19 protein-coding genes are annotated in these 24,688 nt (G+C 68.6%); 8 read left to right on the forward strand and 11 right to left on the reverse strand.

Annotation, left to right across the window (positions count from 1 at the left end):
• Together ASG67_RS11605 and ASG67_RS11610 are read right to left on the reverse strand one after the other, a co-directional pair.
• Positions 1–1,602, reverse strand: a complete 1,602-nt coding sequence (locus ASG67_RS11605; protein ID WP_056530076.1) for a carboxyl transferase domain-containing protein — start codon at positions 1,600–1,602, stop codon at positions 1–3.
• Between the two features lie 16 nt (positions 1,603–1,618).
• Positions 1,619–2,785 carry an isovaleryl-CoA dehydrogenase gene (locus ASG67_RS11610; RefSeq protein WP_056530079.1) on the reverse strand — a complete coding sequence of 389 codons (1,167 nt, stop codon included), beginning with the start codon at positions 2,783–2,785 and terminating at the stop codon, positions 1,619–1,621.
• Between the two features lie 90 nt (positions 2,786–2,875).
• Between ASG67_RS11610 and ASG67_RS11615 the strand changes: the two genes are divergently transcribed.
• Together ASG67_RS11615 and ASG67_RS11620 are read left to right on the forward strand one after the other, a co-directional pair.
• On the forward strand, positions 2,876–3,748 hold the full coding sequence (locus ASG67_RS11615; protein ID WP_056530082.1) for a LysR family transcriptional regulator: 873 nt from the start codon (positions 2,876–2,878) through the stop codon (positions 3,746–3,748).
• Entirely contained in the window at positions 3,745–4,551 is an 807-nt protein-coding gene (locus ASG67_RS11620; RefSeq protein ID WP_056530085.1) for a DUF72 domain-containing protein, read from the forward strand. The genes ASG67_RS11615 and ASG67_RS11620 overlap by 4 nt, the downstream gene beginning before the upstream one ends.
• 188 nt (positions 4,552–4,739) lie before the next feature.
• Here ASG67_RS11620 and ASG67_RS11625 read toward each other — a convergent pair whose 3' ends face one another.
• The 3 genes from ASG67_RS11625 to hemC are packed head-to-tail and all read right to left on the reverse strand — an operon-like array spanning position 4,740 to position 7,277.
• Entirely contained in the window at positions 4,740–5,651 is a 912-nt protein-coding gene (locus tag ASG67_RS11625) for a hypothetical protein (protein ID WP_056530087.1), read from the reverse strand.
• A 37-nt stretch (positions 5,652–5,688) separates the two neighbouring features.
• A complete protein-coding gene (locus ASG67_RS11630; RefSeq protein ID WP_056530090.1) occupies positions 5,689–6,369 on the reverse strand; it encodes a uroporphyrinogen-III synthase in 681 nt (226 codons plus the stop codon).
• Positions 6,366–7,277, reverse strand: coding sequence for a hydroxymethylbilane synthase (hemC, locus tag ASG67_RS11635; protein ID WP_056530094.1), 912 nt, complete (start codon positions 7,275–7,277; stop codon positions 6,366–6,368). The genes ASG67_RS11630 and hemC overlap by 4 nt, the downstream gene beginning before the upstream one ends.
• 60 nt (positions 7,278–7,337) lie before the next feature.
• Between hemC and tsaD the strand changes: the two genes are divergently transcribed.
• Positions 7,338–8,366, forward strand: coding sequence for a tRNA (adenosine(37)-N6)-threonylcarbamoyltransferase complex transferase subunit TsaD (gene tsaD, locus ASG67_RS11640; RefSeq protein ID WP_056530097.1), 1,029 nt, complete (start codon positions 7,338–7,340; stop codon positions 8,364–8,366).
• Positions 8,363–9,340 (forward strand): NAD(P)H-dependent glycerol-3-phosphate dehydrogenase, encoded by a 978-nt coding sequence (locus ASG67_RS11645; protein WP_056530101.1) that lies wholly within the window; start codon positions 8,363–8,365, stop codon positions 9,338–9,340. Before tsaD ends, ASG67_RS11645 begins: the two co-directional genes overlap by 4 nt.
• A gap of 143 nt (positions 9,341–9,483) precedes the next feature.
• On the opposite strand, the gene ASG67_RS11650 is transcribed toward ASG67_RS11645, so the two are convergent.
• Both ASG67_RS11650 and ASG67_RS18395 read right to left on the reverse strand, forming a co-directional pair.
• Complete coding sequence (locus tag ASG67_RS11650) at positions 9,484–11,325, reverse strand: AsmA family protein (protein WP_056530104.1); 1,842 nt, start codon at positions 11,323–11,325, stop codon at positions 9,484–9,486.
• Positions 11,326–11,396: 71 nt separating this feature from the next.
• Positions 11,397–11,558 (reverse strand): DUF1674 domain-containing protein, encoded by a 162-nt coding sequence (locus ASG67_RS18395; RefSeq protein ID WP_082543477.1) that lies wholly within the window; start codon positions 11,556–11,558, stop codon positions 11,397–11,399.
• 120 nt (positions 11,559–11,678) lie between these two features.
• On the opposite strand from ASG67_RS18395, the gene ASG67_RS11655 reads away from it, so the two are divergent.
• The 4 genes from ASG67_RS11655 (at position 11,679) to purH (ending at position 17,116) form a co-directional block, all read left to right on the forward strand.
• Entirely contained in the window at positions 11,679–12,947 is a 1,269-nt protein-coding gene (locus ASG67_RS11655) for an RsmB/NOP family class I SAM-dependent RNA methyltransferase (protein WP_235535172.1), read from the forward strand.
• Positions 12,948–12,996: 49 nt separating this feature from the next.
• Positions 12,997–13,683 (forward strand): ribulose-phosphate 3-epimerase, encoded by a 687-nt coding sequence (gene rpe / locus ASG67_RS11660; RefSeq protein WP_056530586.1) that lies wholly within the window; start codon positions 12,997–12,999, stop codon positions 13,681–13,683.
• A gap of 82 nt (positions 13,684–13,765) precedes the next feature.
• Positions 13,766–15,442, forward strand: coding sequence for a heparinase II/III domain-containing protein (locus tag ASG67_RS11665; protein ID WP_235535192.1), 1,677 nt, complete (start codon positions 13,766–13,768; stop codon positions 15,440–15,442).
• Positions 15,443–15,529: 87 nt separating this feature from the next.
• On the forward strand, positions 15,530–17,116 hold the full coding sequence (gene purH / locus ASG67_RS11670) for a bifunctional phosphoribosylaminoimidazolecarboxamide formyltransferase/IMP cyclohydrolase (RefSeq protein ID WP_056530107.1): 1,587 nt from the start codon (positions 15,530–15,532) through the stop codon (positions 17,114–17,116).
• A 96-nt stretch (positions 17,117–17,212) separates the two neighbouring features.
• Here purH and ASG67_RS11675 read toward each other — a convergent pair whose 3' ends face one another.
• The 4 genes from ASG67_RS11675 to nadB form a co-directional block, all read right to left on the reverse strand.
• Positions 17,213–18,727 carry a lipopolysaccharide biosynthesis protein gene (locus ASG67_RS11675; RefSeq protein WP_056530110.1) on the reverse strand — a complete coding sequence of 505 codons (1,515 nt, stop codon included), beginning with the start codon at positions 18,725–18,727 and terminating at the stop codon, positions 17,213–17,215.
• Positions 18,728–18,923: 196 nt separating this feature from the next.
• Positions 18,924–21,680, reverse strand: a complete 2,757-nt coding sequence (gene polA / locus ASG67_RS11680; RefSeq protein WP_056530113.1) for a DNA polymerase I — start codon at positions 21,678–21,680, stop codon at positions 18,924–18,926.
• A gap of 75 nt (positions 21,681–21,755) precedes the next feature.
• Positions 21,756–22,877 carry a serine hydrolase gene (locus ASG67_RS11685; protein WP_200940791.1) on the reverse strand — a complete coding sequence of 374 codons (1,122 nt, stop codon included), beginning with the start codon at positions 22,875–22,877 and terminating at the stop codon, positions 21,756–21,758.
• Positions 22,878–22,992: 115 nt separating this feature from the next.
• Positions 22,993–24,582, reverse strand: a complete 1,590-nt coding sequence (gene nadB / locus ASG67_RS11690; protein WP_056530116.1) for an L-aspartate oxidase — start codon at positions 24,580–24,582, stop codon at positions 22,993–22,995.
• Positions 24,583–24,688: the final 106 nt, after the last annotated feature.

The raw sequence follows: 24,688 nt of genomic DNA on the forward strand, positions 1-24,688 counted from the left end.
TCACATCCTGAACAGGCCAAAGCGCGCACGCTCCGGTATCGGCGCCTCCAGCATCACCGCCAGTGCCAGTCCCAGCACGTCGCGCGTCTGCGCCGGATCGATGATGCCGTCGTCCCACAGCCGCGCCGTCGCGTGCCACGGATTGCCCTCTTCCTCGTAGCGCGCGCGGATCGGTGCCTTGAACGCCTCCGCCTCGTCGGGCGTCCAGCCATCCGCGTCGCGGTGTACCGTCGCCAGCACGCTGGCTGCCTGTTCGCCGCCCATCACGCTGATCCGCGCATTGGGCCAGGTGAACAGGAAGCGCGGCGAATAGGCGCGCCCGCACATCCCGTAATTGCCCGCGCCGAAGCTGCCGCCGATCAGCACGGTGATCTTGGGCACCTGCGCGGTCGCGACCGCTGTGACCAGCTTCGCGCCGTGCTTGGCGATTCCCTCCGCCTCGTATTTCCCACCGACCATGAAGCCGGAGATGTTCTGGAGGAACAACAGCGGCACGCGCCGCTGGCACGCCAGCTCGATGAAATGTGCGCCCTTCTGTGCGCTTTCCGAAAACAGCACGCCGTTATTGGCAAGGATCGCCACCGGCTGGCCATGGATATGCGCGAAACCGCACACCAGACTGGCGCCATACAGCGCCTTGAATTCGTGGAACTCCGATCCGTCGATCAGCCGCGCGATCACCTCATGCACGTCATAGGGTGCACGCACGTCCTGCGGGATGACGCCGTACAGTTCGGCCGGATCGTGTTTCGGCGGTCGTGGCGCCTGCCGGCTGACCTCGGCCAGCATCGGCGGCGGCAGCGTGGAGACGATGTCGCGCACGATCGCCAGCGCATGCTCGTCATTCTCGGCGACATGATCGACGACACCCGACACGCGGCCATGCGTATCCGCGCCGCCCAGTTCTTCGGCCGAGATCACCTCGCCCGTCGCCGCCTTCACCAGCGGCGGGCCGGCGAGGAAGATCGTACCCTGACCGCGCACGATGATCGTCTCGTCCGACATGGCGGGGACATAGGCGCCGCCGGCGGTGCAACTGCCCATCACGCACGCGATCTGCGGGATGCCCAGGCTGCTCATCTGCGCCTGATTGTAAAAGATGCGCCCGAAATGCTCACGATCGGGAAACACCTCCGCCTGATGTGGCAGGTTCGCGCCGCCCGAATCGACCAGATAGATGCACGGCAACCGGTTCTCCTGCGCGATCTCCTGCGCCCGCAGATGCTTCTTCACCGTCGTCGGGTAATAGGTGCCGCCTTTCACGGTGGCGTCGTTGCACACGATCATTACCTGCCGCCCCGATACGCGACCGATGCCGGCGATCACCCCCGCTCCCGGCACCTCGCCATCGTACAGATCGTGCGCGGCAAGCTGGCCGATTTCCAGAAACGGCGTACCGGGATCGAGCAGCCGCTCGACGCGATCACGCGGCAGCAGTTTGCCTCGCGCCACATGCCGGTCACGTGATCGCTCGCCACCGCCCAACGCCGCCGTCGCGACGTCGGCGCGCAGCCGATCCGCCAGCGCGCGATTATGCGCGGCATTGGCGCGGAAGCCATCGCTGTCCGGCGACAGCTTCGTATCCAGAACCGGCGCGGTCATGCGCGATGCCCGCCGCTCACTGCGCCACCTTTTGCGCCACGCCGATCAGTTCCCGCCCGATCAGCATCCGCCGGATCTCGTTCGTCCCCGCGCCGATATCGAGCAGCTTGGCATCGCGGAGATAGCGTTCGACCGGCCAGTCCTTCGTATAGCCCGCACCGCCCAGCGCCTGCACCGCCTCCAGCGCCACCTTCACCGCATTCTCGGACGCCAGCAGGATCGCCCCCGCCGCATCGAACCGCGTCGTCCGCCCGGCATCGCAACTGCGCGCGACGGCATAGACATAGGCCCGCGCCGAATTGAGCGCGACGTACATGTCGGCGATCTTGGCCTGCATCAGCTGGAAATGGCCGATCGGTTGCCCGAACTGCTGCCGCTCACGGACATAGGGGATGACCGTGTCGAGGCACGCCTGCATGATCCCCAACTGGATACCCGCCAGCACCGCGCGCTCGTAATCCAGCCCGCTCATCAGCACGCCGACGCCGCCATTTTCCGGCCCCATCACATTCGCCGCCGGCACATGGCAATCGTTAAAGACGAGCTCCGCGGTCGGCGATCCGCGCATCCCCATCTTGTCGATCTTCTGCCCGATCGAGAAACCGGGCATTCCCGCCTCGATCAGGAAGGCGGTGATGCCGCGGCTGCCTTCGCCGGTCTTGGCATAGACAACCAGCGTGTCGGCATAGGCGGCGTTGGTGATCCAGAATTTGGTGCCGTTCAGCCGGTATCCGTCGCCGTCCCGCTCCGCGCGCAACCGCATCGATACGACGTCCGAGCCTGCGCCGGCCTCCGACATCGCCAGACTGCCGACATGCTCGCCGCTAATAAGCTTTGGCAGATACTTCGCCTTTTGCTCGGCATTCGCCCAGCGCGCGATCTGGTTGATGCAAAGATTGGAATGCGCGCCGTAAGACAGTCCGACCGAGGCTGACGCCCGGCTGACCTCCTCCACCGCCACAACATGTTCCAGATAACCGAGGCCGAGGCCGCCATCGGCCTCGGCCACGGTGATGCCGTGCAGGCCCAGCGCGCCCATCGCCGGCCACAGATCACGCGGGAACCAGTCTTCCGCGTCGACCCGCACCGCCAGCGGCGCGATCTGCTCCGCAGCGAAGCGTTGCGTGGCGTCACGGATCATGTCGGCGCTGTCGCCCAGCGCGAAATCGAAATCGACGGTCATGGCCTCTCCAAGCACTTTTGCCGTTATGATAGCATCAAGATGATTAAGGCGAAAATTGAACGTGGCGGATGGACACGATAGACGGTGTCTATGATCGACCGCTATCTGCTGCGTTATTTCCTCAGCGTCGTCGATCACGGCAACTTCTCGCGCGCGGCCGGCCAGTGCGGCGTGTCGCAACCGACGCTGTCGGTGGGCATCGCCAAGCTGGAGGGGCTGCTCGGCCGTCCGCTGTTCATCCGCAGCAATCGCCGCGTCGAACTGACCGCCGCGGGCACCCGCTTCGCCACCCACGCCCGCCGCATCGAACTTGAATTCGCCGAGGCGGAGCGCGCCGTGGCGGACGATCGGCCCGCGCCCGTCATCCGGCTGGGCGTCATCCCGACGCTGCCCACCGCCTGGATCGAACAGGCGGTTGCCGCCGCCGTTGGTGCGCCGGAGCGGCTGGAGCTGGTCGAGGGGCGGATGCGCGAGCTGGGACCGATGCTCGATCGCGGCCGGATCGACGCGGTGCTGGGGCTGGTCGACGGCACGCCCGTCGAGCCGCTGTTCACCGAGCGCTACGCGCTGGCGCTCCCGGTCGATCACCCACTGGCCACCCGCGAACAGATCGGCGCGGACGAAGTCGCCGGCGAGACGATGCTGGTCCGCCGCCAGTGCGAGGCGCTGCCCGCCATCAGCCGTTTCTTCACCAGTCGCGGTGTCCGCCCGTTCATGGCGGCGCGCACCACCAGCGACGACCGCGCGCTTGCCTATGTCCGCGCAGGTCTGGGCATCACGGTGATGCCGCGCGGTTTCGCCGGGGCAGGGATCGCGATGCCGTTCCTGACCGGCTTCACCGCGACCCGCGCGATCGGCATCCGCACCGACCGCGACGGCGCGGGCCGCCTGCGCGACAGCGAGGCATTCGCCCGGTTCGAAGGCGCGATACGCGCCGTCGCCTGCGCTATACCGGGGGCATGACGACACATCCGACTCGCGCGCCCATCCTGATCGGCATCGGCGGCTGGACCTACGAACCGTGGCGCGACAGTTTCTACCCGGCGAAATGGCCGCAGAAGCGCGAGCTGGAATATGCCGCCAATCACGTCACCGCGATCGAGATCAACGGCACCTATTACTCCGGTTTCAAGCCGGAAACCTTTGCCGGTTGGGCCAAGACCGTACCCGATGGCTTCGTCTTCGCGGTCAAGGCGTCACGCTACGCCACCAACCGCAAGGTGCTGGCCGACGCCGGCGAATCGATCCAGCGTTTCGTCGGGCAGGGTATCGTCGAACTCGGCGACCGCCTCGGACCCATCCTGTGGCAATTCATGGCGACGAAGAAATTCGACGCGGACGATTTCAGCGCTCTCCTGAAACTGTTGCCCGCCAGCCATGACGGCGTCGCGCTGCGCCACGCGATCCAGGTCCGCCACGACAGCTTCGCCTGCCCCGAATTCATCGCGCTGTGCCGCGACGCGGGCGTGGCGATCGTGTTCGCGGACTCAGGCGACTATCCCGCGATCGCCGACATCACCGGCGACTTCGTCTACGCCCGGCTGGAAAACGCGGTGGAAGAGGAAACGACCGGCTACAGCGACACCGCGCTCGACCATTGGGCGACGAAGGCGAGGACATGGGCAACCGGCGGACGACCCGCCGGCCTGCCCTACGTCACGACCGAAGCGCCGCCCAAACAGGCGCGCGACACCTTCATCTTCTTCATCAACGGCGCCAAGATCCGCGCGCCTCATGGAGCGATGGCGCTGATCGAACGCATCTGAAAATCGTCCCCGCTTGCCAAGGGGGCGTGCCAAAAAAACCTTTTAAACCCTCTGTCCTACAGGGGCAGGGATGAGTTACGCCGTAACCAACTGCTATTTCACACGGTCCGGTTAAACTCCAGCCGCCCTCGCGCGCGGGCGGGCACGCGCGATCGCGGGGGTGTGACTTTCGAGACTTTCCGCGCGATCTAACGCGAACCTTCCCCCGCCCCCTCGGCGGACATCGTCGTCGTCGCCACTGGCGCTTCGGTGCGGACCGGCGCCTGCGGCCCCTGCGCTTGGCCCAGAATTGCGGCCGTCTCGATCACGTCGAGCGCCTGATGCGCGAGCATATAACGACGGGCGGCGGCCATCCAGTTGCCGGCCTGCGCCGCGCCGGGCAGGCGGGACACTTCGCTGCGGGCGGCGGCGACCTGACCATCGTCGAGCAGCCGGCGCGCTCGTGCCAATCGCTCGGCGGGCGCGGCAGAAGGGGTGCCTTCACGGCGCACGACGATCAGATTGCCGATCTCGCGCCGCGTATCCGCCAGCCAGTCGCCCCCGCTCGCCGATTGCAGGTCCGGAGCGATCGCATCGAGACCCTGGCGCAGGTCCTCCACCGTCACCGGCGTCCGCGCGGCCTGGATCACCACTTGTACGGCGCGAGGCTGCGCGGCGACGAAGCGGCTGCGCAACTGCTCTTCCAGATAGCCCAGACTAGTGCCGCGATCGATCGACCGGCGCGCGGCGAAGGCGACCATCAGTGCTTCCGCCCGCGTCGCTTGCGCCCCGGCGGCGGCGGCATCGGTGGCGATGGCGGCGGCCCGCGCCTCCAGCGCTGAAAGCTGCCCGGCCAGCGCTGCCTCGCGCGTCACCAGCATCGCCGGATCGATCGCCGGCGTGCCGCCCGACGAATTGAGCGGCTGGGCCGGTACAAAATTCGTCGCGCCGCGATCGCTGCTCCCTGCCGCTCGCGTGTCGAGCAGTCCGGCGGCCCAGCCGGATCGCATCGCATAGCCGACCAGCAGGCCGCCGATGACAAAGGCGATCACGATCAGGGCGATGATCGGACCAAGACGGCGCCCGCGCGTGGGGGCATCGAAGGGCGCGGTGCTGCTCATTGCGGGCGTTTATCCTCGCCGCGTGCCCGCCGGTCAATCACTCAGCATCGATCGACAGTCCCATCGCGAGCGCCACCACCGCCGCGTCGGTGGGAACGGGTGCGGCGACGACGCGATCCCAGCCGTCGCCGGCGGCCGTCGCCACTGCCCCGCCGATCGTCGCCAGCCGGATCGTGTCGCGGGGAAGGCGGTGCAGGTCGACCAACTCTGCCCATCGCCGCGCCGCCCGCGTCGAATACAGCATTGCGACGCCGCCCGCCGTGCCGGCCATCGCTGTGGCCGGGATATCGATCGGTGGTGCCGCATAGACGGATCGTGTCGTGATGATCGCCGCGATCCCGGCAGGCGCGATCCGCTCCTTCCCGGCCAGATGCAGCATCCGCAAACCCGCCGGTGCCGTCGCCGCAAGCGTCCGCCCATCGCCCTCACCGATGCGCGCGACCGTGAAGCCTGTCGCCTTCGCCGCCTCAGCCGTGGTGGCACCTACCGCCCAGACCGGCAGGCCGCGCAGACCCGCAAGCGCTCCGCCGCCGTGGCGAAAGGCATTGGCGCTCGTCGCCAACAGCACGTCGAACGCCGCCGGATCAGGCGCCTCCCATGGCCGTGGCTCGATCGTGAACAGCGGCAGCCGGATCGCCTTGCCGCCCAGCGCCTCGATCGCCGCCGCGGTGCGGGCATTGCCCGGTTCCGGCCGCAGGACGATCAGCGGTCGCCTCATCCCTCGAACAGGCGCCGCACCGCCGCGGGCGCTCGTGCCAGCAGATCGTCGGCGAGCGCGGCACCGAGTGCGGCACCGTCGGTGCCCTCGACATAGCCCGACACCTGTTCGGCTCCATCTTCCGACAGCAACTCACCGCGCAGCAACAGCATTTCGCCCGACAGGCTGGCCAGCGCCGCCACCGGCGAGTGGCAGTCCGCCCTGAGCGCCGCCAGCAACGCCCTCTCTGCGATGACACAGGCATGCGTCGCCGGATCATCGATCGCGGCGACGTGCGCCAGCGCCTCGACATCGTCGGCCCGCACCTCGATCCCGACCGCACCCTGCGCTGGAGCGGGTAGCATCGCGGCGGTCGGCACGGCGGTTCCCGTATCGATGCGGCCCAGGCGGTCGAGCCCGGCGGCGGCGAGCAGCGTCGCATCGACCTCCCCCGCCGCCAGCTTGGCCAGCCGCGTATCGACATTGCCGCGAAAGAGCACGATGCTGAGGTCGGCCCGATGCCGCAGCAACTGCGCCCGCCGCCTCGGGCTGCTCGTCCCGACAACCGCGCCGGGGGGCAGCGCCTCGATCGAATCGACGCCGATCAACCGGTCGCGCACGTCCGCGCGGGGCAGCATCGCGGCGATGCGGATTGCGGCGGGGCGCATGGTTTCGACGTCCTTCATCGAATGCACGGCGGCGTCGAGTTCGCCGGCCAGCAGCGCGCGGTCCAGTTCCTTGGTCCACAGCGCTTTGCCGCCGATATCGGCCAGCGCGCGGTCCTGCACCCGGTCGCCGGTGGTGCGGATGACCACCGTTTCGACCATGTCCGGGGTCCAGCCATGCGCGGCGCATAGCGCATCGCGGACCATGCCCGCCTGAGTGAGCGCCAGCGGTGAGCCGCGCGTGCCTAGCCTGAAACGCACCATCACCCTTTCTTGCCGCACGTCCGCGGCTTCGACAAGCGGCGGGCGAGCGGATAGAAGAGGATGATGTTGATCCTTGGTCTGGAATCCTCCTGCGACGAGACCGCTGCCGCGCTCGTCACCGGCGATCGTCGCGTCCTTGCCCATCGTCTCGCGGGGCAGGAGGCGGCGCATGCACCCTATGGTGGCGTCGTCCCCGAAATCGCGGCGCGTGCGCATGTCGAGGCGCTGGAACCGCTGATCGCCGCCGCACTCGCCGATGCCGGGGTGGCGCTCCATCAGGTCGATGCGATCGCCGCCACCGCCGGCCCCGGCCTGATCGGCGGCGTCATGGTCGGCCTGGTGACGGGCAAGGCGCTGGCGCATGCGGTCGGCAAGCCGCTAATCGCGGTCAATCATCTGGAGGGTCATGCGCTCAGCCCGCGGCTGTCTGATCCGGACCTTGAGTTCCCCTATCTACTGCTTCTGGTATCGGGCGGCCATTGCCAGTTGTTGCTGGTCGAGGGCGTCGGGCGATACCGGCGGCTGGCGACGACGATCGACGATGCGGCGGGCGAGGCGTTCGACAAGACCGCCAAGCTGCTCGGCCTCGGCTTTCCCGGTGGCCCGGCGGTGGAGCGGGCGGCGCTCCTCGGCAATCCGAAGGCGGTGCCGTTGCCACGGCCGCTGAAGGGTTCTGCCGAACCGCATTTCTCGTTCGCCGGTCTGAAAAGCGCGGTCGCGCGGGCGAAGGACGATCATTCGCCGGAGGATCTGGCCGCCTCGTTTCAGGCCGCCGTGGTCGATTGCCTGCTCGACCGGACCACGCGCGCGCTGGACGCGGTGCCGCAGGCCGCAACGCTGGTCGTGGCGGGCGGCGTCGCCGCGAACACGGCGGTGCGGACCGCGCTGGAAGGACTGGCGACCGCGCATGGCCGCCGCTTCGTCGCGCCGCCCTTGTGGTTATGCACCGATAACGCCGCGATGATCGCATGGGCCGGGGTGGAGCGGTTCGCCGCCGGCCTGACCGATCCGCTCGACATCCCGGCGCGACCGCGCTGGCCCCTCGACCCATCGGCGGAAGCGGTGCGTGGTGCGGGAGTGAAGGCATGAAGATCGGTGTCATCGGCGGCGGTGCATGGGGCACGGCGCTGGCCCAGGTCGCGGCGTTCGGCGGGCAGGATGTACTGCTCTGGGCGCGCGAGGAGGCGGTGGTCGCGTCGATCAACGGCGAGCATCGCAACGCGCTGTTCCTGGCCGGTATCGACCTGTCGCCGACGATCCGGGCGACCGGCGATCTGGGCGAACTGGCGGACCGAGACGCCATTCTGGTGGTCGCCCCGGCACAACATGTCGGCGCGGTGCTGGCAGAGACGCCGGTCGGCACCACGCCGCTGGTACTCTGCGCCAAGGGGATCGAGGCGGGCAGCAAGCGGCTGGTGGGCGAGATTGCCCGTGTCGTTCATCCGGCGGCGCCGATCGCCGTGCTGTCCGGCCCAACCTTCGCGCATGAGGTCGCGGCGGGATTGCCGACCGCGGTGACGCTAGCTTGTGAGGATGCGGGGCTGCGAACGCGGCTGTCGGACCGGCTCSCCGCGCCGCATTTCCGGCCCTATGCCAGCAGCGACGTGGTCGGCGCCGAGATCGGCGGCGCGGTGAAGAACGTACTGGCGATCGGGTGCGGCGTGGTCGAGGGCGCGGGGCTCGGCCAGAATGCCCGCGCCGCGCTGATCGCGCGCGGTTTTGCCGAGATGACGCGGTTCGGACTGGCGCGCGGTGCGCGGGTGGAGACGCTGGCCGGCCTGTCGGGACTGGGCGATCTGGTGCTGACCTGTTCGTCCACGAGCAGCCGCAACTTCTCGCTCGGCGTTGGGCTGGGCCGGGGTCAGCCGGCGGCGGTGCTGATGGCGGATCGACGGACGGTTGCGGAGGGGGCGTTCACCGCGCCTGTACTGCGTCAGGCGGCGGCGGATGTGGGGGTCGACATGCCGGTGTGCGAGGCGGTGTGCCGGTTACTGGAAGGTGCGGCGGTCGAGGACGTGATCGGCGCGTTGCTGGCACGGCCGTTGCGGGAGGAGGGGGTTTAGGCTCCTTCGCTTCGCTGAGGGCCGGCACGGAAAGTCACTAAAGTCACACCGTGAGCGCAGCGAATTAACCCAGGGGCAGCGCACGGAACACTGGGTCGCTTCGCTGCGCTCGCAATGACGGATCAAGGGGAAGCGTTAATCCGTTAGCGTAACGCCTTCGCCGTCAGGGACTGGCAATCGGCGTCGGTGGCGATGGGGCCGCTGTGGCCGGTGATGCGGTTGCCGATGGCTTTGAAGATGTTGCCGATCGATTTGACCTGCGGGGGCACCGACAGGACCGGGTTTTGAAGTGTACCGCCGACCGTCGCCGAGCCGGGGATGCGCAGGAGGACGCTCTGCTTGGGCGCGCCGTGCAGGACGAAGGCGAGGCGTTCGTCGGGGAAGCTGACGGTGCCCGTCCCCGTCAATTGGCTGACCGCGGTGTCGATCAGCAGCGGATCGGCGCGACCGGTGCCGCCACGCATCGACAGGTGGGTGATGAGGCAGCGCAGCGCCGACCGGTCGCTCGAGCCCGCCAGCAAGGCGCGGCCGGCATCGAAGCCCAAAGCGGCAGCATAGCGCGCGGGCAGGCGACCGTTGACGACGACGAAGCCGACCGATCCGTCCGATCGGCCGACCGCAGCGCGGATCGTGTCGCCGACGCCCGCCAATCGCACCCGTGCCGCCAGCCTGCCGGTGAACTGGCCATCGGCCGCAAAGGCGGCGACCTCACCATCGGCCAGCCGCAGATCCAGCGTCAGCGTCGGCGAGCGTTGCCCGCGACGCTGATCGACGACAGCGCGACCGGTGACGTGACCCTGCGCCAGGCTGAGCCGCAATGGCGCAAGGGTCAGCAGGCGATGATCCATTACAAGCGTACCGGCCATGCTGACGATCGGCGGAGAGCTGCTGCCGATGATGCGGCCGACCTTGAACGACAGGCGGCCATCGGTGTTGTCGATCTTGCCGATGTCGATGCGGGTATTGGGGACGAGGCGGGGTCCGATCCGCCGTTCGAGCGCCGCCGCCTCTGCGCGTCCCTCGGCGGAGGTGAGGTCGGCAAAGTCGAATCTCTGCGACGTCATTTCGCCGTCGATCTTCGACCGCCCGTCGACCTTCTTCACCGTCACATGCCCGGCGATGTCGGACTGGCCGATGGTGCCGCGCAGGCCGGTGATCGTCCATGTGTCGGGATCGCGACGAACCTGCGCGCGCAGGGCGACGGGCCGGGTGCGGAACAGCCCCGCCTCGATCACCGCGTCGATCAGTTTCAGGTCGTTGGCGCGGGCGGTGACGTCGAGCGTCATGGCGTCGGTATCGAGCGGTCGGTCCATCGTGCCGGTCGTCCGCATCGCCAGCCCGTCGCCGTCGATCGTCGCGGTGAACGGCCATGGTTTGCCGGCGACGGGGGCGGGGCCGGTGACGGTGAGCGCGACGGGGACGGCGTTGATTCGGCCGCGCCCCTTGACGCGCAGCCCGCCGACCGGATCGGCGGCGACCGCGACGGTTACCTGCCGGTCCTGTTTGGCATCGACATAGCTGATGACGGCGTTGCGCACGGTCAGCGCGCCGAGATCGGTGGAGCCACCGCCGCTTTCCTGCTTGCCCGGTCGCCCCCAATTGGTCCGCCCCCGCGCGTCGCGGGCGAGGGCGAGGCGCAGGCCGTCGGCCATCACGTCATGCGGCCGGAAATCGCCGGTCAGTAGTGGCCAGACGGGGAAGCTGACCGTGACCCCGCCGATCCGGGCAAAATCGCCAGGGCCAACCCAGTCGGCTTGTGCGATGCGCACGTTGCGGATGGCGATGGTGGGGGTGAAACCGAAATGATCAACACGTTCGAACGCGCCGATGCTGACGGGCCGACCAAACCGCTCGGTCGCCTCCCGCTCAACAATGCCGCGTAGGATACCCCAGGGGAAAGCGGCCAGGATCAGCAGCAACAGTGCAACGACCACCACCCCCGTACCCGCCACGATGCGGACCGTCCTGTTCCTGATAATGCTCATCGCCTGACCGGACGTTCAGCGAAGGCCTTCGTTCCGCTGACGGTCCGGGTCTCAGGAAGGTCAGACTGACCTCAGAAGTCGATGGCGATGCCCTTCAATTCCCAGTCGCCGTAGCGCACCGGATCACGGCCGAGCGAATCGTCCTTAACCTCGGGCGCCGGTGCGGGTTCGGGGACCGGCGGATTGGGCGACAGATAGGCGGGCGGCTTCACATGGTCGGGGCGCTGGCCCATGACGGCTCTTTCGGTTGCGGCGGTTCTGCTCCACATAGGCACGCGACCGCGCAATCCCAAGGGAGCCGCGCTCCGTTCAACCCCGCGCGATGGCGCCCAACCCGAATCGACGATGACCGCTTGACCCACCAGACCCATGCACCCGAGCCGCTCGGCGTTCCCACCCGCCGTGCCGCGATCAAGCTGCTCGACGCCGTTCTTCGCCGGGGCGAGGCGCTGGAGGCCGCGTTGCCGGCGGCCACGCGGATGGTCCATGGCCCAGATCGCGGACTGGCGCATGCCATCGCCGCCGAAACGCTGCGCCGGCTGCCCGATCTCGACGCGCTGATCGATGGCGCGACCGAGCGTGCGCTGCCCGACGATGCGAAGGCGCGGATGGCGCTGCGCATCGCGCTGGTGCAGGCGCTGGTGCTGGGCACGCCGCCGCATGCCGCGATCTCGACGGTGCTGCCGCTGGTCGATGGCGGTCCGCGCAAGCTGGTCCACGGTGTGTTCGGCACGCTGATGCGCGGCCATGCGCTGCTGCCCGAAGTGCCGGCGCTGCCGTCGCTGGTCGAGGCGCGCTGGCAAAAGGCCTGGGGTGAGGCGATGGTCGAGGCGGCCGAGCGCGCGATCGCCGCGCCGCCGCCGCTGGACATCACGCTGACCGATCCGGCCGAGACCGACGAATGGCGCGGGAAGCTGGGCGGCGTGTCGTTCGCGCCGGGCCATCTGCGACTGCGCGATCATGATTCGGTGCCGGATATGCCGGGTTATACCGATGGCGCGTGGTGGGTGCAGGACATCGCCGCGTCGTTCCCCGCCCGGTTGCTGGGCACCGGACGCGGCACCGTGCTCGACCTGTGCGCGGCGCCCGGTGGCAAGACGATGCAGCTGGCGGCGGCGGGCTGGACCACGGTGGCGGTCGATTCGTCGCAGGGCCGGATCAAGCGGCTGCGCGAAAACCTGTTCCGCACCCACCTGAAGGCCGAGGTGGTGAAGGCTGACGTGCGCGAGTGGAAGCCGGATGCGCCGGTCGATGCGGTGCTGTTGGATGCGCCGTGCAGCGCCACCGGCATCTTCCGCCGACATCCCGACGTGCTGCACCGGGTGCGCCCGTCGATGGTGGCGGAACTGGCCGAATTGCAGGCGCAGTTGCTGGTCCGTGCTGCCGACTGGGTGAAGCCGGGCGGGACGCTGGTCTATGCCACCTGCTCGCTGGAGCCGGAGGAGGGCGAGCGGCAACTGGAGCGCTTCCTGAACGCGCGAGGCGATTACGGGATCGATCCGGTGGCCGAGGGGGTATTGCCGGTCGCCGCGACCGAGGGCGGCTGGGTGCGGACCATGCCGGGCGACATCGCGGAGGGCGGCAATGACGGCTTCTTCATCGCCCGACTGGTGCGTAGCTGAATTGCCCCATGACTTGCCGCGCGCGGAGGCGGTGATAGAAAGCGTCGGCATGCAGCCCGTCCGCATCGCCCCATCGATCCTCTCCGCCGATTTCGCCCGTCTGGGCGAGGAGGTGCGCGCGATCGACGAGGCGGGCGCCGACTGGATCCATGTCGATGTGATGGACGGGCATTTCGTGCCCAACATCTCGTTCGGGCCGGCGGTGATGAAGGCGATCCGCCCGGTCACGACCAAGCCGTTCGACGTCCACCTGATGATCGCGCCGGTCGACCGCTATCTCGATGCCTTTGCCGAGGCGGGGGCGGATTGCATCACCGTGCATGTCGAGGCGGGACCGCATATCCATCGGTCGATCCAGCACATCAAGTCGCTGGGCAAGCGGGCTGGCGTCGTCATCAATCCCGGTACGCCGGCCAAGATGCTCGATTACCTGATCGACATGGTCGACCTGGTGCTGGTGATGAGCGTGAACCCCGGTTTCGGCGGCCAGCATTTCATCGACAGCCAGCTGAAGAAGATCGCCGCGATCCGCAAGATGATCGACGCCAGCGGGCGGGCGATCGATCTGGAGGTCGATGGCGGCGTCGACCCCGAAACCGCCCCGCGCTGCATCGCGGCGGGGGCGGACGCGTTGGTGGCGGGGACGGCGGTGTTCCGGGGCGGCCCGTCCGCCTATGCGGCCAACATCGCGGCGCTGCGGGGTCATGGGGGCGGTAACGGGCGCGACGGTGGGTGAGCATCGCCCGATAGACGAGACCGAGGCCGGTGTTGTGACCGTCGATCCCGAGGTGCAGGGCATCGATGAGGGTCACTGGCTGATGTCGGTCGGTGCCGACAAGGGCCGATCGCTGGCCGATCGCCTGGCCGATGCGTTCCACAAGCTGACCTGGCGCACGCCGCTGCACACGATGCGGCTGAATGGGCGGTTTCCGCTGAAGCTGATCGCGGTGCCGGACGATCCGGTGATGGGCGATGTGCCGCGCGGGCTGGCGTTGCTGGCGGGGCGGATCACGTATCGGGGCGAGACGCGGTCGCTCGACACGTTCGATCCGGCGCAGGCGGATTGGGGGACGCCGTTCGCGGCATATTGGCACAGCTTCGCCTGGCTGCGCGACCTTTCGAGCGTGGCGACGCGGGATCAGGGATCGCCGATCGCCGAGCGGTTGATGGCACAGTGGCTGGCGGTGCATGCAGACAAGGTCGAAGGGCCGGCCTGGGCGCCTGACCTGTGGGGGCGGCGCATTCTGTACTGGACCGCCCATGCGCCGCTGATCCTGTCGTCGGACGATCTGGTCTATCGGTCGCGGGTGCTGGACACGTTGGCGCGCGGGGCGCGGCATCTGGATCGCGGCGCGGACAAGGCGGCGCCGGGCGCGGACCGGATCGCGGCGTGGTGCGGCGTCGTCGCGGCAGGACTGCTGATCCCCGGCGGTGAGCCGCGGCTGGCGTTCGGCGAGGCGGGACTGGCGCGCGCGATCGGCAGCGGGCTGCTGGACGATGGCGGATCGGTGTCGCGCAGCCCGGCGATGCTGCTCGACACGATGATGCTGCTGGCGACGCTGCGCGCGGCGTACGAGGCGCGCGGCATCGCGTTGCCGGAACCGGTCATGGCGGCGATGGCGCGGGCGATGCCGGCGCTGCTGGGCAGCCTGCACGGCGATCAGATGCTGTCGAGCTGGCAGGGCGGCGGCCCCGCGACCGCCGAGCATGTCGCGGCGGTGATCCGCGCCACCGGTATTCGCACCCGGCCGCTGCGCCAGTCGCGTGACTGGGGATATCAGCGGCTGGCGGCGGGCAGCACGGTGCTGATCGTCGATGCCGCGCCGCCGCCGGTCGCGCGTGTCGTGACGGGTGGCTGTGCGTCGACGCTGGCGTTCGAATTCTCCGACGGGCCGGTGCGGCTGGTGGTGAATTGCGGCGGCGCGCGCGAGGCGCATGCGGCGATGCCGGCGGAACTGCTGGAAGGGCTGCGCTCCACGGCCGCGCATTCGACGCTGACGTTGGGCGACAGCAACTCCACCGCGATCCATGCCGATGGCACGCTGGGCCGCGGCGTCGCGCAGGTCGAACTGTCGCGGCAGGAGTCGGAAGCGGCCAGCCGGATCGAGGCGAGTCATGACGGTTATGTCCGCCGTTGGGGCTTCCTGCACCGTCGCCAGTTGATGCTGACAGGCGACGGGCGCGAGCTTCGCGGCGAGGATGCGTTGCTGCCCGCCGGTCGCAAGCGGCGGGCGGACATGACTGAATTCGCGCTGCGGTTCCATCTGGGACGTGGGGTCGAGGTGTCACCGACCGCCGATGGGCAGGCGGCGCTGCTCCGCCTGCCGGGCGGGGCGATGTGGCAATTCCGCTGCCGGGGCGGGACGCTGGGCATCGAGGACAGCGTGTGGATGGACGGCGAGGGGCGGCCGATCGAGATTCAGCAACTGGTCGTGGGTGGCGAGGCGGCGGCGGGCGGCGCGCATATCAGCTGGGTGCTGAAGCGCGCGCTTTGATTCGACGCGCCAGGACGCCTATGGGCGCGGGCAGATAACGCCCACCCCGGCCCCTTGCCGCCCGATCGGCCAAGGGGGGAGATCATCATGACCGTCGATACCGTCCCCGTCACCCGCGCCTTGTTGTCCGTGTCGGACAAGACCGGCATCGTCGATCTCGCCCGTTCGCTGGCGGCGGCGGGGGTCGAGTTGGTGTCGACCGGCGGTACCGCCAAGGCGATCCGCGACGCCGGCCTTCCGGTGAAGGACGTATCCGAGCTGACCGGCTTTCCCGAGATGATGGACGGGCGGGTGAAGACGCTGCATCCAATGGTGCACGGCGGCTTGCTGGCGGTGCGCGACGACCCCGCGCATGTCGCGGCGATGACCGAGCACGCGATCGGCGCGATCGATCTGGTCGTGGTGAACCTCTATCCGTTCCAGCAGACCGTCGCGAAGGGGGCGGAGCGGGATGAGGTGATCGAGAACATCGACATCGGCGGTCCCAGCATGGTCCGCTCCGCCGCCAAGAATCACGCGTTCGTCGCGATCCTGACCGACCCGGCCAATTACGCCGACGTGGTGGCCGAGGTAGAGGCGGGCGGCACGACGCTGGCGACGCGGCGACGGCTGGCGGCCAAGGCGTTCGCGGCGACGGCGGCGTATGACTCGGCGATCGCGCAGTGGTTCGCCTTTGCCGATCAGGGCGAACAGTTCCCGCAGACGCTGCCCCTCGCCTTCGCGCGGGCGGCGGACGAGCTGCGCTATGGCGAGAATCCGCATCAGTCGGCGGCGCTCTATCTGCCGCAGGGGCCATCGGCCCGCGGCATCGCGCAGGCCGAACAGGTGCAGGGCAAGGCACTCAGCTACAACAACCTGAACGACGCCGATGCGGCGCTGGAGCTGGTGGCGGAGTTCCGCGACGGGCCGCCGACGGTGGTGATCGTGAAGCACGCCAACCCGTGCGGCGTGGCGAGCGGCGAGACGCTGATCGAGGCGTACAAGGCGGCGTTCGTGTGCGACACGGTGTCGGCCTTCGGCGGCATCATCGCCTGCAACCGGCCGCTGGACGGCGCGACGGCCGAGGCGATCGCGGGCATCTTTACCGAGGTGGTCGTGGCGCCGGCGGCGGATGCCGATGCGCGGGCGGTGTTCGCGAGGAAGAAGAACCTGCGGCTGCTGGTGTCGGGCGACCTGCCCGATGCGGGGCGGCCGGGGCTGGCGATCAAGTCGATCGCGGGCGGGTTGCTGGTCCAGTCGCGCGATGGCGGTCGGCTGGGCGAGCTGAAGGTCGTGACGAAGCGGGCGCCGACCGAGCGGGAGCTGGCGGATTGCCGGTTCGCCTGGACGGTGGCCAAGCATGTAAAGTCGAACGCGATCGTCTATGCCAAGGACGGCAGCACCGCCGGGATCGGTGCGGGGCAGATGAACCGGCTGGAGTCGGCGCGGATCGCGGCGTGGAAGGCGAAGGACGCGGCGGACAAGGCCGGCTGGTCAGAGGCGCGGACGACCGGGTCGGCGGTGGCGTCGGATGCGTTCTTCCCGTTCGCCGATGGCCTGATGGCGGCGGTCGAGGCGGGGGCGACGGCGGTGATCCAGCCGGGCGGATCGATCCGTGACGACGAGGTGATCGCCGCCGCGGATGCGGCCGGGCTGGCAATGGTGTTCACGGGGATGCGCCATTTCCGGCATTGAGCGAGCCGGAAAGTTAGGGGAAAGTGAGGCCTAAACCGGCCCTTGTTTTATAAATGTAAAACAATAACAACGGCTTAGCTGACTTCCCGTTTTCTGCTATCTAACGGGCGACCCGACGTTGGGCAGGGTCGCCCCCGCCGCCTTGTCCGTCCCGCCGAACAGGGCGCGGTCGGCTGGTCGAAAGGCCCATTTCCACAGGATGTAGAGATAGGTCGCCGCGAGCGCGGGTTCGCCGATCAGCAGCTCCGCCCATTCATATTCGTGCGGCAGGGCGGTGAAGGCACCGCCCACGACGATCGCCGCCAGCCCGGCCCAAACCAGCGGCCAGCGCAGCGGTGACACCGGCGCGCCCAGCAGGCGGCGCAGCAACGACGCCTTGACGATCGAGGTGATGGCCAGACTGGTCGCCAGTGCCACCGCCGGCCCCGCCGCCTGCCATGTCGGTGGCCAGCCCCAGCCGCGCATCAGCAGGACGAGCGCGAAACTGAGACCGATCTGGAAGGCCAGCATGATGCTGGAGATGAGTAGATTGCGATGGCGCGCGACATAGACGAGCGCGGTTTCGCACACCGATCCGGTCGAGGCGAAGACCTCGCCCGCCAGCAGGAAGGCGAGCGCGGCGGTGCCAGCGACGAATTGCGGGCCGACGACGCCCATCACCGCCTTACCCGGAATCGAGCCCATCAGCGCCAGCAGCAGCTGCGCGGCGATGATCCAGAACGCGACCTGGCGCACCTGTTCGGCGATCGCCGGCCGGTCGTCCGCCGCCAGCGCGCGGGTGATGACGGGGCCGAGGACGGGATCGAAACTGGTCTTCAGCTTCTGCGGCAGGGAGGCGACCTGTTGCGCCATGTAATAGATGCCGACGACGCTGGGGGCGAACAGTAGGCCGAGAATGAAACGATCGACGTTGCGGCTGCCCCATTCCAGCGCGTCCGCACCGGCGAGCGGCGCGTTGACCCAGCCAAGCCGCGCCAGTTCGCGCAGGCGCGGCGACCAGCCATGCGGCAGGCCATAGGAGCGCAGGAACGGCACCATGCTGGCGATCAGCGCCGCGCTCATCGATGCGACATAGGACAGGACCAGCCCGTCGCGGATCGTGAAGAACGAGAACGCATAGGCCGCGATCGAGATCGTCCACGGCTCCACCACCGCCCGCGCCGTCACCGCCGCCTTTACGTTCAGGCGATAGGCGAGCGCGGCGAGGCTGACGTCGGACCACGCGATGGCGACGACGACCAGCGCCAGCCAGCGATCCAGCCCGGTGACGGGCGTGTTGGGATAGAGCAGCTGCGGCATCGACCACAGCACCGCACTAGCGATCAGCGAGGCGGCCAGCGCCAGCGCCATCGCATCCCACACGACATGGACGTGCGGGCGATCGGCCTTCGCCAAGGCCTGCGCCAGTCCGCGCTTCATGCCGAGCGTGGCGAGCAGGGCGGCGAGTTCGACGACCACCACCGCGATGGCGAAACGGCCGACCAGATCGGGGCCATAGAAGCGGCCGGCGATGAACAGGAACGGGATGCGGGCGAGCAGGCGCAGCGCGAAGCCGGCGATGTTGGTGCGGCCGCCCTTGGCGAGGGCGTCGATGTCCTTCGTGGGGGTCATTGGGGGGTGGCTTGTCGGGGTGGGGAAGACGTCATCCCCGCCAAACCAGCACATCCCCGGCGGAGGCCGGGGTTCAGTTGGGATGGCGCTTGTAAGGTATCACCAGCGTCCCCCAACTGGACCCCGGCCTCCGCCGGGGAGGCATGATGGCTGGCGGACCGTGTCGATCGCCCGCCTGTGCCATGTCGAGCATGGTTCAATGCGCGGCGCCCCAGCTGAGGCCGGTACCGATTTCGACGCCGAGCGGCACGGTCAGCGTCACCGCCGGCGTCGCGGCGCTTTCCATCACGTCGCGGATCACGACGCTGGCCGCCGCCACGTCGCCCTCGGGCAGCTCGAACACGAGTTCGTCGTGGACCTGCAACAGCATCCGGACATGGCCAAGGCCGGCGGCGTCAAGCGCGGGTTCCATGCGGACCATCGCGCGCTTGATGATGTCGGCGCTGGTGCCCTGAATAGGGGCATTGATCGCGGCGCGTTCGGCGCCCTGTCGTTCGCCCTGGTTTTTCGACTTGATGCGCGGGAAGTGCGTCTTGCGGCCGAACAGTGTCTCGGTGAAGCCGCGCTCGCGCACACCCTCCAGCGTGTCGGCCATGTAGCGGTTCACGCCGGGGAAGCGTTCGAAATAGCGGTCGATCATCCCCTGTGCCTCGTCCGGCGTCACGTCGAGCCGACCGGCCAGCCCCCAGCGGCTGATGCCGTAGAGGATGGCGAAGTTGATCGTCTTGGCGCGGCCGCGCGTGTCGCGGTTGACCTCGCCGAACAGTTCCTGCGCGGTGAGCGAGTGGATGTCGTCCCCGTTGGCGAACGCGTCGCGCAGCGCCGGCACGTCGGCCATGTGCGCGGCGAGGCGCAGTTCGATCTGCGAATAGTCGGCGGCGAGGATGACGTTGCCGGGTTCGGCCACGAAGGCGTCGCGGATCTGGCGGCCGACCTCGGTGCGGATCGGGATGTTCTGGAGATTGGGCTCGGTGGACGACAGCCGGCCGGTCTGCGCGCCGGTGAGGCTGTATGAGGTGTGGACGCGGCCGGTCTTCGGGTTGATCTGCGCCTGGAGCGCATCGGTATAGGTGCTTTTCAGCTTCGACAGCTGGCGCCATTCCAGCACCTTGCGGACCAGATCGACACCGGGCGCGTCCTTGTCGCGGGCGAGCCGTTCGAGTTCGGTCACGTCGGTGGAATAGACGCCGGACTTGCCCTTGCGACCGCCCTTCAGGCCCATGCGCTCGAACAGCACATCGCCCAGCTGCTTGGGGCTGCCGATGGTGAACGGGCCGCCGGCGAGGGCGTGGACCTCGGTTTCCAGCCCGGCGATCTGGCCGGCGAATTCGGCGGACAGGCCGGCGAGCCGCTCACGATCGACCATGATGCCGCGCCGTTCCATGCGGGCGATGACGGGGATCAGCGGGCGATCGACCATCTCGTACACGCGGGTCGCGCCCTCGGCAGGCAGGCGTGCCTTGAAGCGTTTCCACAGCCGGTACGTCACGTCCGCATCCTCGGCGGCATAGCGGGTGGCGGTCTTCAGGTCGATTTCATGGAAGCCGCGCTGCGACTTGCCGGTGCCGACCACGTCCTTGAACGCGATGCAGCTGTGCGACAGATGCGTGGCGGCGAGCTCATCCATGCCGTGGCCGTGCAGACCCGCATCGAGATCGAAGCTCATGACGATGGTGTCGTCGTGCGGCGCGACGTCGATGCCGCGTTCGCCCAGCACGATCATGTCGAATTTCAGGTTATGGCCGATCTTTAGGACCGACGGGTCCTCCATCAGCTCCTTCAGCCGCGCCAGCGCCGCCTTGACGTCGATCTGCACCGGCACCTCGGCGAGCAGATCGTTGCCGCCGTGCCCCAGCGGAATGTAGCAGGCGAGGTTGGGGTGCAGCGCCAGGCTGACGCCGACCAGTTCGGCCTGCGTCGCATCGGTGGAGCTGGTTTCGGTGTCGACCGCGATCCAGCCCTGATGCCGGGCGATGGTGATCCAGCGGTCGAGCGCGTCCAGATCCTGCACGGTCTCGTATTCATCGAGGTTGCAGGGCGGGTCTTCCTCCATCGGCGCCGACGCCGGGGCAGGCACGGGCGCATCGGCGACCTGACCCAGCTTGGTCAGGAGCGAGCGGAAGCCGTGATGTTCGAGAAAGGCACGCATCGGCGCGTCGGGAATGCCCTTGAGCTCCAGGTCCTCCAGCGGCTCTGGCAGCGCGACATCGCAGCGCAGCGATACGAGTTCGCGGCTGAGCCGGGCCATATCGGCATGTTCGATCAGGTTGTCGCGCAGCTTGCCCTTTTTCATCCCCTCAGCGGCGGCGAGGACGGATTCGAGATCGCCATGCTCAAGGATCAGTTTGGCGGCGGTCTTCGGCCCCACGCCGGGGACGCCGGGGACGTTGTCGACGCTGTCGCCCATCAGCGCGAGCACGTCGCCCAGTTGGGTGGGGGCAATGCCGTGGAATTTCTCGGCGACATGCTCCGCGCCGAGGCGGCGGTTGTTCATCGTGTCGTAGAGGTCGAGGCCCGGCTCGATCAGCTGCATCAGATCCTTGTCGCTCGACACAATCGTGACCGACCAGCCCTGCGCCAGCGCGGCCTTGGCATAGCAGGCGATGATGTCGTCCGCCTCCAGCCCCTCGGTCTCGATGCAGGGCAGCGAGAAGGCGCGGGTGGCGTCGCGGATCATCGGGAACTGGGGGACGAGGTCTTCGGGCGGCGGCGGGCGGTGCGCCTTGTACTGGTCGTACAGGTCGTTGCGGAACGTCTTCGACGATTTGTCGAGGATGACCGCCATATGCGTCGGCCCTTCCGCGGCATGGACCTCATCGGCCAGGCGCCACAGCATCGTGGTGTAGCCATAGACGGCGCCGACCGGCTCGCCATGCACGTTGGTGAGCGGCGGCAGGCGGTGGTACGCGCGAAAGATATAGCCGGAGCCGTCGACGAGATAGAGATGAGGCATGGTGCCTGGCGATGTAGCCGGTTCGCGGGGGCGCACCAAGCCATAAGCCCTCACCTCACAAGGCGTATGTCCCGCTCAGTTCGCGATCGTCGAGGCAAACGCGCTGCCGGGGTGGCTGCCGGCATAGCTCGCGACGGTGGCGGCGACATTCTGGATCAGCATCTGGCGTTCGCGGATCGGGCGGCGGGTGTCGCCGATCATCACCGCCAGCGCATAGCGGCGACCGTCGGGGGCGGTCAGCAGGCCGACATCGTTGAACCCGGCGTTGCGACCGCCGAGATCCTGACCCGTGCCGGTCTTGTGCGCGATCTTCCATCCGGCGGGGATCGCCGCGCGGAGGCGAGCGCGGCCGGTGATCGACGCGCCCATCGTGTCGAGCAGGATGCGCGTCGAGGTTTCCGACAGCAACTCACCGCGCGCGACGCGGGAGATGGCGTCGGCGATCGCCAGCGGTGCGGCGCCGTCCGGCGGATCGGCGACATAGCGGTCGAGCGCCGCGGCACGGGCCTCCGGCGACAGGCGCGACCGGGCGATCTCGAACCCGTTGCCGATCGCGAAGGCGGGTTGCCACACGAGGCCGGCGGTGCCCGCCTGCAACATGCGCTCACCGGGGCCGAACCGGATATCGCCCAGCCGCTTGGCCGCGATCATCCGGCGCACCGCCTCCGGCCCGCCGACCAGCGTCAGCAACCGGTCGTTGGCGGTGTTGTCGCTCTGGGTCAGGGCGCGCGTCAGCAGACCGCCGACGGTGGTGTCGAACCGGCCGGTCTTGGCGACGAGATAGGCGATCGGCTGGTGGAACAGCGTCAGGTCGGTGGGCAGCACGGTAATCGGCTGGTCCAGCCTGACCTTGCCCTGGTCGCGCTGGTCGAGGACAGTGATCGCGACCCATAGTTTCGACACGGATTGCTGGGGCAGGCGCTGGCGCCCGCCGGCCTCGACCGTCCAGCCCTCGTCGACCGCGCGCACGGCGATGCCGGCGCGACCGTCGAAATTGCGGGCCAGCGTTTCGATGCTGGCCTGCAGCGCGCGGGGGATGTTGCCCGTGGGGCGGGCGATCGGCGGCGGTACGGTGATCGACACCGCCGCTCGCGGTTCCTGTGCCTGCGGCGCGGGGCTGCTGGCGCCGGGGCGCGACGACGAGCCGCACGCCGCGAGCATCAACAGGAGAGGAACCGCCACCTTAGGAAACAACATCAAATTGGGCACCCGTACCGCTTGCCCGACCTTATCCTTCCTGGCGACGAGCGAAACAGACGACGGCGGTCGCTGCGGCGAAATGCCGCAACGCCGCGCCGATCCGAGTCGCGGGTCAGGGAACCAGGATCGTATCGGCCGCTTCGGCCAGTTTTTCCGGGTAATCCAGCGTGTAATGAAGGCCGCGGCTTTCCTTGCGGTGCAGCGCCGAGCGGACGATCAGGTCAGCGGTCTGGAGCAGGTTGCGCAGTTCGATCAGGTCGGGCGTGACGCGAAAATGGCCGTAATAATCCGCGACCTCGTCGGTCATCAGCTTGATGCGGCTGGCGGCGCGCTGCAGCCGCTTGGTGGTGCGGACGATGCCGACGTAATTCCACATGAAGCGGCGGATTTCGGTCCAGTTCTGCTTGATGACCACCTCTTCGTCAGAATCGGTGACGCGGCTTTCGTCCCAGACGCGGATCGGCGGGACGGGGGGCAGCGCATCCCAGTGTGCGGCGATGTGTTCGGCCGCCGCCTCGCCGAACACGAAGCATTCGAGGAGAGAGTTGGACGCGAGCCGGTTGGCGCCATGCAGGCCGGATTGCGTGCACTCGCCTGCGGCATACAGACCGGGCAGGTCGGTGCGGCCGTCGCGGTCCACCACGATACCGCCGCAGGTGTAATGCTGGGCGGGGACGACGGGGATCGGCTCCTTCGTCATGTCGATGCCCAGACCCAGCAACTTGTCGTGGATGTTGGGGAAATGGTGGCGGATGAAGTCGGGCGACTGGTCGCTGATGTCGAGATGGACGTAATCGAGGCCGTAGCGCTTGATCTCCGCATCGATCGCGCGGGCGACGATGTCGCGCGGGGCCAGTTCGGCCCGGGGATCGAGATCGGGCATGAAGCGGTGGCCGGTGTTCGGGTTCTTCAACTGCCCGCCCTCGCCGCGCACCGCCTCGGTAATCAGGAAGTTCTTGACCTCCAGATTGTAGAGGCAGGTCGGGTGGAATTGCATGAATTCCATGTTTGACACGCGCGCGCCGGCGCGCCACGCCATCGCGATGCCGTCGCCGGTCGCGCCGCGCGGGGCGGTGGAGAACAGATAGGTGCGGCCCGCCCCGCCCGTCGCCAAAATCGTCGCGCGGGCGGTGTAGAGCGCGACCTTGCCCGAGCGGCGATCGACCGCATAGACGCCCCAGACATTGCCGGCGCCTGAGTAGCGCTCCTCGTGCCGGCTGGTGGCCAGGTCGATCGCGACCTGATCGGGGACGAGGGTGATGTTGGGATGCGCCTCGGCTGCGCGTTGCAATGCTTCCTGCACGGCCCAGCCGGTGGCGTCGGCGACATGGACGATGCGGCGGTGCGAATGGCCGCCCTCGCGCGTCAGGTGCAGCGCGTCTCCCTCGGTCTCGAACGGGACGCCCAGCTTGCGCAGGCGCTCGATCGCGGCGGGGGCGCGTTCGACGACGAATTCGACGATGGCGCGGTCGTTCAGCCCGGCGCCGGCGACCATCGTGTCCTCGACATGGTTGTCGAACGTGTCGCCCGGCTCCAGCACGGCGGCGATCCCGCCCTGCGCCCAGGCGGTCGATCCTTCGTTCAGCGCACCCTTGGCCAGCACCGTTACCGTGAACCGATCAGCGAGATTGAGCGCGGCGGTGAGGCCGGCGGCGCCGGACCCGACGATCAGGACATCGGCCGTATGCACAGGAGCGCTCATCGAGGGAAACCGGGGGTCGGGCGGTTCGGGCGGTTCGGATCTGGGCATTGCGCAAACATGCGCGGCGGTGTGGCATGAACCACGCGATTAGGACAGCGGCGGTGGT

Source organism: Sphingomonas sp. Leaf339 (assembly GCF_001426195.1).
Classification (GTDB): Bacteria; Pseudomonadota; Alphaproteobacteria; order Sphingomonadales; family Sphingomonadaceae; genus Sphingomonas.

Excerpts from the sequence above, each read along its gene's own strand:
- purH (WP_056530107.1), top strand. The coding sequence starts at position 15,530 with ATGACCGTCGATACCGTCCCCGTCACCCGCGCCTTGTTGTCCGTGTCG.
- ASG67_RS18395 (WP_082543477.1), bottom strand. The coding sequence starts at position 11,558 with ATGGGCCAGCGCCCCGACCATGTGAAGCCGCCCGCCTATCTGTCGCCC.
- ASG67_RS11665 (WP_235535192.1), top strand. The coding sequence starts at position 13,766 with ATGTCGGTCGGTGCCGACAAGGGCCGATCGCTGGCCGATCGCCTGGCC.
- nadB (WP_056530116.1), bottom strand. The coding sequence starts at position 24,582 with ATGAGCGCTCCTGTGCATACGGCCGATGTCCTGATCGTCGGGTCCGGC.
- ASG67_RS11630 (WP_056530090.1), bottom strand. The coding sequence starts at position 6,369 with ATGAGGCGACCGCTGATCGTCCTGCGGCCGGAACCGGGCAATGCCCGC.
- ASG67_RS11610 (WP_056530079.1), bottom strand. The coding sequence starts at position 2,785 with ATGACCGTCGATTTCGATTTCGCGCTGGGCGACAGCGCCGACATGATC.
- ASG67_RS11650 (WP_056530104.1), bottom strand. The coding sequence starts at position 11,325 with ATGAGCATTATCAGGAACAGGACGGTCCGCATCGTGGCGGGTACGGGG.
- ASG67_RS11605 (WP_056530076.1), bottom strand. The coding sequence starts at position 1,602 with ATGACCGCGCCGGTTCTGGATACGAAGCTGTCGCCGGACAGCGATGGC.
- hemC (WP_056530094.1), bottom strand. The coding sequence starts at position 7,277 with ATGGTGCGTTTCAGGCTAGGCACGCGCGGCTCACCGCTGGCGCTCACT.
- tsaD (WP_056530097.1), top strand. The coding sequence starts at position 7,338 with ATGATGTTGATCCTTGGTCTGGAATCCTCCTGCGACGAGACCGCTGCC.
- polA (WP_056530113.1), bottom strand. The coding sequence starts at position 21,680 with ATGCCTCATCTCTATCTCGTCGACGGCTCCGGCTATATCTTTCGCGCG.
- ASG67_RS11685 (WP_200940791.1), bottom strand. The coding sequence starts at position 22,877 with ATGTTGTTTCCTAAGGTGGCGGTTCCTCTCCTGTTGATGCTCGCGGCG.
- rpe (WP_056530586.1), top strand. The coding sequence starts at position 12,997 with ATGCAGCCCGTCCGCATCGCCCCATCGATCCTCTCCGCCGATTTCGCC.
- ASG67_RS11675 (WP_056530110.1), bottom strand. The coding sequence starts at position 18,727 with ATGACCCCCACGAAGGACATCGACGCCCTCGCCAAGGGCGGCCGCACC.
- ASG67_RS11615 (WP_056530082.1), top strand. The coding sequence starts at position 2,876 with ATGATCGACCGCTATCTGCTGCGTTATTTCCTCAGCGTCGTCGATCAC.
- ASG67_RS11620 (WP_056530085.1), top strand. The coding sequence starts at position 3,745 with ATGACGACACATCCGACTCGCGCGCCCATCCTGATCGGCATCGGCGGC.
- ASG67_RS11625 (WP_056530087.1), bottom strand. The coding sequence starts at position 5,651 with ATGAGCAGCACCGCGCCCTTCGATGCCCCCACGCGCGGGCGCCGTCTT.